Raw genomic sequence first — 6,691 nt, 5'->3', positions numbered from 1 at the left:
GGGATGCCTGCCCCACAGTCGCAGGGACTGCGCCTGCGCCCCGGAATCGGCGATCCCGGCTTACACAGCACCCGGCACCAAACGGCTTGGCGGCGGGGCCGGCGGGACGCTTCGACCCCGATTCCTCGAACGGCTGAAAGGTCTCCTTCGTCAACCGTTTCGGCCCTACAATCCGCCGCAATTCCGTCACGGCGCATTGAGGGCGTCGATTTTTCTGCCCATCCTTCTCCCGCACCGCATCATTTTGTCCTTAATCATTTTGTCGGTACGACTTCGCATGCTTTCAGGTGAAAGATGCAGGGTAAAAAATCCAATATCCGCGCTATCATTTTTTACCCATAAATCTTTTACCTGCCCGCCGCTGATCAAGACCGTTGCGGAAGACAGGAACCTTTCAAACCCGCCAATTTTCTCCAACGAACACGGATTCTTTTTAGCCCGCCAAGCATCTTTCTGCCGTTCATTTTTCTGCCTACACCGTGGCCCCGGTTTCCGACCGGGTTGGCGGAAGACGCCGGATCGGAATCCGGCGCTACGGAACAGCCGGCGGGCCGCTACGCCCCCGATTCCTCGAACGGCTAAATGGTCTCCTTCGTCAACCGTTTCGGCCCTACAATCCGCCGCAATTCCGTCACGGCGATGGGTGGATGCCCGCCGCCGGAGGCTTGAGGGCGGCGGCTCTGGGCTATCGCGCCGGCGCGAAATGGATCGACTTGAGGCTGGCCAGGGCGGGATCGCCTTCGAGGAAGGAGACCGCGACCGCGTAGGTACCCGGCTCGGGGAAGTTGATCCAGCCGATCGGAAATTCCTGATAGTTGTGCGAGGAATTCTGCTGGTTCTGGATATGTTCGCCGCCGACGACATCGACGCCCCAAACCAGGCGCCCTTCGCCGGCATAGGTGAGGGAGACGACGTAGTCGCCCGGTTCGAGCACGCTGACTTCGAATGTCGCTTTTGCATCCGCCGTCCAGTCATGCACATGATGGACGCTTTTCCATTCGCCGAATTTTTCCATCCAGCGTTTTTGCGACAGCTCGGCCCCCGCAACGCTTGCGAAGTCCGCCAAAATTTCGGTTCCGATATCCGGATCGACTCCGAAGGTCGGATCGACTTCCGGCTCGCCGGCCAACTCGATTTCGATGACGGAAACCAGTTTTTCGGGAGCGACCGGCGGCAGCCCAAGAATCGTCCAGCCATGGGCGGATTCATACGGGACCGCGCTGGATTTTTCGCCGAGCAAGAGCTTTGCGGATGCGATTTTGGTTTTCAGGCCGGGCAGGTAGAGCTTGCCGCCGGCTGGCCATTCGAAAACGGAGAGGTAGAGCCGGTTTCCTTTAACGGTTACATCGCCCCACGGCAACGCATGCTCCCAGGGCGAAGCATCGGCGGCATAGACCACCTGCGGATATCGACGAATCCACGCGCCGGATTCCTCCAGGGAGCGGGCGGCCCGTTCCGGCACGGAGCCGTCGCCGCGCGGGCCGATGTTCAGCATGTAGGTGCCGCCGCGGCCGACGCAGGCGATCAGACGGCGCAGGATCTCCTTCGGCGTTTTCCAATATTCGTCGTACCAGGCATAGGCCCAGGAATCGTTGGTGGTATCGACGGATTCCCACATGCCGTCCACGTTCTTGTGCGGGACTTCCATGTCGCCCAGCGACTGATAGTCGCCCAACCCATGGCCGGCACGGCCGGACACCAAGGCGTTGGGCTGGTTCTTACGGACAACATCCACCAGCTGTTGAACATATTTTTTCGGCATATTGCCGGGCGTATCGAACCAGACGATTTCGATGGGACCGTAGTTGCTGGTGATTTCTTCCACCTGCGGCAGGCATTTTTTCACGAAGTAATCATCAAACGTGGCCGGATTCCCCTTTTCGTCCGTGGTCGGGCCGCGGTTGCCGCCGGGGAAGGTCCAGTCCTGGTTATGGGAATAGTAGAAGCCGAAGCCCAAGCCCTCGGCACGGCAGGCCTCGGCCAGTTCGTGCATGGGATCTTTCGCCCACGGGGTCGCATCCACGACGTTGAAATCGCAGGCCTTGGAGTGGTACATCGCAAAGCCTTCATGGTGCTTGCTGGTGATGATGATATACTTCATGCCCGCATCCTTCGCCAATTTAGCAATTGCTTTGGCGTCGAACTTTTTCGGGTTGAAGGTTTTGGCGAGGTTCTTGTATTCCTCGACCGGGATTCCGGCCATGCGCGGATTCATGATCCACTCGCCGATGCCGTAATACGTTTTTCCATCCACCTTATTGCCGAGTTGGGAATAGAGTCCCCAGTGGATGAACATGGCATAGTTTCCCTCGTCGAACAGCTGGCCGCGCGCGGCGTTTTCGGCGCGAAGCTTTACGGTGCTTTCGCCCCACATTTCGTTCATGCCCTGCTCGGCGGCCATCCCTTGAAGGATCAACGCACTCAAAATTCCAATCGTCAGCTTATTTTTCATATTCTATCCCGTGAAGTTGCGTTTAAGGGTTGCCGCCCATGATTCCCTGGCCACCATAGAGAGACAGGCAACATACAAACTACTTGATAAACTCTTCCTTGCTCAGCCATCCGTCTTTATCGGCATCGAGCTGGCCGAACGTTTTTTCTTTGGCGGGATTTGCCGAAACAATACCGGCCACGAGAACAACCAGACCTGCAACGAATCTCTTTTTCATGTCATACTCCATTAATTGATGAGCGAGGATCGAACATGTATTAAACCATGTTTTCAGTCTCAGCCCATCCCGTGTTTAAGGGATCGTCTGAAACATGACCCTTATTCGCGTACCCTTGAAAAACATGAAGCCGGCGGTTCGGTGGGCAGCGTCTTCTTCCAGGCGGCCAATTGCGTTTTCAGCCGTTCAACGGTTTCCGGATGCGCGGCCGAAAGATCCTGTTGCTCCGCCCAGTCGAGCTCCATGTCATACAGCTCGGCTTTGCCCAGCTTTTCGTTGAACAGCAGCTTCCATTTGCCATCGCGAATGCCGAGATGCGGCCACAGAATCGGGTCGTTGCGCGCCGGAGCCCATTCCCAGAAGACCGGCTTGCTGCGCGTAAACGATTCGCCTTTCAAGGCAGGAAGCATACTGATGCCGTCCGGCCGATAGTCGCTCGGCAGCTCCAGCCCGGCCAGTTCCATAAACGTCGGCAGCAGATCGACCGCCGTCAGCACGGAGGCCCGGTCGGTCTTTCCCGCCGGCACGATGCCCGGCCAGCGGGCAATGAAAGGAACGCGGATCCCGCCCGCATAGAGCGATCGTTTCCGGCCTTTCAGGTCGCCCGTTTCTCCGACGGAATAATAGGTGCCCAGACCGGGCCCGGTCGACGTGTCGTCCGTCAGCTTCTTCGTGCCGGTCCATTCCGGTCCGTTGTCGGACGAAAAGATGACGAGCGTATTTTCATCGAGCCCGAGTTCGCCGAGGGTATCGAGCACGAGCCCGACCCCGGCATCGCCTTCGGCAATCACCGCGGCGTAGACCTGCTTTTGCTCCTCCAAGGCTTGGAACTGCTGGAGGAATTGCTCCTGCGGATAGTGCGGCGTGTGGGTTTCGTGAATCCAGAGATTGATAAAGAAGGGCCGATCCTTGTGGCGGCGGATAAAGTCGACCGCCCGCGGGCAGGCCTCGCGCGTCGGCATCTGTTCCTTCGCCTCGCTCGGCAGGTTGAAAGCGCCGAACTCATCGTACCCGTAAGCGGTCGGCATGGGACCGTCGGGGATAGGGTCGTTGCAGAGGTGCCACTTGCCAAAGTGGGCGGTGGCATAGCCGGCCTGCTTCAGCATCCGCGGCAACATCGGGGCGGCGGGATCCAGCCAGTCCGGCATCCCCGCGCGTTGATGGTGCTCGGTGGTGGCGAAATGCTGATGCACGGAATGGCGAGCGGGGAAATGCCCCGTCATTACCGCAGTGCGGCTGGGGGAACAAACCGGATGGTTGACCGTGAAGCTTTGGAAATCGATCCCCTCTTTGGCCATTTGATCCAGGCGCGGCGTTTTACAGAACGTGCTGCCGTGAATCCCCAGATCGCCATAGCCCCAATCGTCCGCAAAAATGAAAATGATGTTCGGCTTGGCCGTGCCCAATGCCGCCGAGGCGAGCAACAGCGCGCCAAACAACCCTATTTTTCCAACCATTGGATTCTCCCTTCCCGCGTTTCCAGATCGACCGCCACGATGGCGTGTTTGAATTCCCGCTTGAACTTCCAGCCCCGGGAAATGGCGGGGCCTTTCGGGGCGCCGAGTTTTTTACCGTATTCCGGATAATCGACCAACTGTCCGTCATCGATGCCGTAGCCCCAGCCATAACAGAAGTAGCTGTTTTCCTGCGCGCCGATCAGATAGCAGGCCAGCGGATAGGTGAGTTTCTCTCGGGCAATCGCTTCCTTTTCGGCGGCGCTCTTTGCCATGAATTCCTCGTTCAACCAATTGATGTCATGGTCCGGCCACGCCTTGTAGAGCACGATTTTTCCGGCCTTGGCCGCTTCCTCGGCCATCTTCCAGTAGAGCACGATATCCTCCTTGGACGTGGAGGAGAGCCCGTCGAAGTGTTCGATCTGAGCGCCGTCGGTATAGGGCAAGAACTCGGTACCGGCCGCCGCGCCGCCGTCCGCCTTCGCGGCGTGGGCACGGAAGCCATTGTAGATCAGCATTTTATCCGGCCCCATGAGATCTTTGGTTCGTTTCATCAGATCGATGGTGGCGGCATCGAGCTCGTCTTCTTTATCCAGGCCCCACCCCTGCTTCAGCCAGAGCGGACGTTTCGACTGGGAAACGGCGTCCATGAACAGTCCGTCGAACCCGAATTCCCCGACCGCGCCGCCCGCGGTTTCCACCCACCAGTCCCGAACCTCGGGATTGAGCAGGTTGTATTGGCTGACCTTGAAACTACCGCGGTCGATCTTGTAGAGCAGTTCGCCGGTCTTCATGTCGCGCAGCGTCCAATCGGCATCGTGCGACTCGGCGAAGTTCCGGTTGTAGGAGGTAAACGGCCAGGCGATCAGCGTGTTCCAATACATCAGCACCTTGGCGTTCGGATTCGCCTTCTTGATGCGCAGCGCATCCTCGCCCGCCACCCGCTCGGGATGATCCCGGTCGCTTTTCGTGCCGTGCGCCTTTTCCAGGCAGATAAAATTCGAGAGGCGGGCGGTCCGCTCTATCTGTTCCTCGGTCATTCGGGTGTTGCAGCCGAAGTGCAGATAAACCGGCACCGTGTCCCATGAAAAGGCCGGATAGTTTGGCGCAGCGTATAGCGAGCTGCCGCAAAACACCGTTGCAAGGATGTACAATCGCGTTGTATTCATGCGCATAATCTATCGGTTCCCAGAGGGGTTGATCGATGTCAACCCGCTATTTTTTAACGTCGCGTTCCTGCGCGGTTTTTCGAGCGTGTTGCCGCGGTTCATGCCGCCAGTCGATGTGGCAGCTGCGGGCGGGTTACTCGGCTCCATTGATCCTGATGAACAACTGTGGGTTTGCATCCAACCCTTGGTTGAGCCGGAAGGAAAGGGTTTCCGTTCCATCGGTGTTATCAACCGGCCCGGCCACCATCGTTACGTCCGCATCAGCCGCCCCCACGCTGCGCGGGACCCATGACGAGGTGGTGAGATTGGTCGTGGTTTCGATGCGATAGGCCGCCGGGGCGATCACCCGCGTATAGGTCATGCCCGGATAGTCCTGCCCGCCATCCTGAATGACCGAAAAGGACACAGCGGCAACCGCCGGCTCTATCGCCGAAACCGTAAACGATCCATCGAGATCCCGAATCCGCTCGCTGTTGACCGCCGGAGTGACCGTCAAAACGGCATTCGTTGCAAAAGTCAGTGCGCCGTTGTTGGTCGTTTGTTGCGATTCCAAACCGCCGGGACCCTCGCCATAAATATAGGAACCCGTCGTCCCCCAGAGCCCGCTGAAGCCATCGAACCGTGCGGCAAAACCGGCGTCCGCCGTCAGCACCAGGTTTTCCACGCTGAACCGAAGTGATTCTCCCGGCCCCGTAAACCGGGAGTCCGAGCCCGAGACGCCGAATTCATTGTCGAACGTGCCCACCAGTACGTTCGAGCCCAGCGTAACCGAAGAATCGTTGCCATTCAGCACAAAGGATCCGCCCGCATAGCCCTTGACCCGGACATCCCAACTCAGCGAGTCCGTAAAGGTGCCGCCGCCATCCAGATCCTGATTGACGATTCTCAGCGAATAGACCACGTCGTTCCCATTGGTCGTCTTCGTGATGCCGACATGGGGATTGGAGATGGGCAGACCGTTAATCGTCCCATCCGACAGATTGCCGCGCAGATTATCAAACTGCACCATGGTGGTCGGGACGACCCCATGGTCCACGGCAATCTCGAGCGTTGCGCTGTTCGTGCCGCCGTCGTCATCGGAAACCTGCACCGTGAAGCGGTTGAGTCCTTCATCGAAAAAGGTCGGCGTTCCGGAGAGCGTCCCGTTGGTCGCAACACTCAACCAGGCCGGCCCGTCTACCTTCGCAAAGGTCAACGGATCATTATCCGCATCGGTGGCGCTGCCGCCGAGGGTGCCGGCATAGGCCACATAAGCGGTTGCATTGCTCATTACAATGGGATCCATCGTGAAGATGGGCGCGCGGTTGGTGATCGACATTTCAGCGACGACGTTGGTCATGAAGGTCACCGCGTCTTCTCTGAGGATTGATAAATTATCGGAGACATCCACATTCCAGGT

6 protein-coding genes are annotated in these 6,691 nt (G+C 58.4%); all 6 read right to left on the bottom strand.

The features are described from left to right. Positions 1-186: 186 nt before the first annotated feature. On the bottom strand, positions 187-417 hold the full coding sequence (locus ABYO54_RS12275) for a hypothetical protein (protein ID WP_372808543.1): 231 nt from the start codon (positions 415-417) through the stop codon (positions 187-189). A 268-nt stretch (positions 418-685) separates the two neighbouring features. Further along, entirely contained in the window at positions 686-2,383 is a 1,698-nt protein-coding gene (locus ABYO54_RS12270) for an alpha-L-fucosidase (RefSeq protein ID WP_372808544.1), read from the bottom strand. Between the two features lie 148 nt (positions 2,384-2,531). Continuing rightward, positions 2,532-2,669 carry a hypothetical protein gene (locus ABYO54_RS12265; protein ID WP_372808542.1) on the bottom strand — a complete coding sequence of 46 codons (138 nt, stop codon included), beginning with the start codon at positions 2,667-2,669 and terminating at the stop codon, positions 2,532-2,534. Between the two features lie 101 nt (positions 2,670-2,770). After that, on the bottom strand, positions 2,771-4,126 hold the full coding sequence (locus ABYO54_RS12260; RefSeq protein ID WP_372808541.1) for a sulfatase-like hydrolase/transferase: 1,356 nt from the start codon (positions 4,124-4,126) through the stop codon (positions 2,771-2,773). Beyond that, positions 4,111-5,292: a putative glycoside hydrolase gene (locus tag ABYO54_RS12255; RefSeq protein ID WP_372808540.1), complete on the bottom strand. Its 1,182-nt coding sequence runs from the start codon at positions 5,290-5,292 to the stop codon at positions 4,111-4,113. The genes ABYO54_RS12260 and ABYO54_RS12255 overlap by 16 nt, the downstream gene beginning before the upstream one ends. A gap of 133 nt (positions 5,293-5,425) precedes the next feature. Beyond that, a partial coding sequence (locus ABYO54_RS12250; protein ID WP_372808539.1) for an Ig-like domain-containing protein occupies positions 5,426-6,691 on the bottom strand: 1,266 nt, incomplete at its 5' end.

This window comes from Pontiella sp., assembly GCF_041622395.1.
In the GTDB taxonomy this organism is placed as follows: Bacteria; Verrucomicrobiota; Kiritimatiellia; order Kiritimatiellales; family Pontiellaceae; genus Pontiella.
The sequence above is the reverse complement of the archived record's forward strand: the minus strand, read 5'-3'. Positions and strand labels throughout refer to the sequence as shown.

What these genes read in the sequence shown, in the direction of transcription:
- ABYO54_RS12260 (WP_372808541.1), bottom strand. Translation starts at nt 4,126, where the DNA reads ATGGTTGGAAAAATAGGGTTGTTTGGCGCGCTGTTGCTCGCCTCGGCG.
- ABYO54_RS12255 (WP_372808540.1), bottom strand. Translation starts at nt 5,292, where the DNA reads ATGAATACAACGCGATTGTACATCCTTGCAACGGTGTTTTGCGGCAGC.
- ABYO54_RS12270 (WP_372808544.1), bottom strand. Translation starts at nt 2,383, where the DNA reads ATGAACGAAATGTGGGGCGAAAGCACCGTAAAGCTTCGCGCCGAAAAC.
- ABYO54_RS12265 (WP_372808542.1), bottom strand. Translation starts at nt 2,669, where the DNA reads ATGAAAAAGAGATTCGTTGCAGGTCTGGTTGTTCTCGTGGCCGGTATT.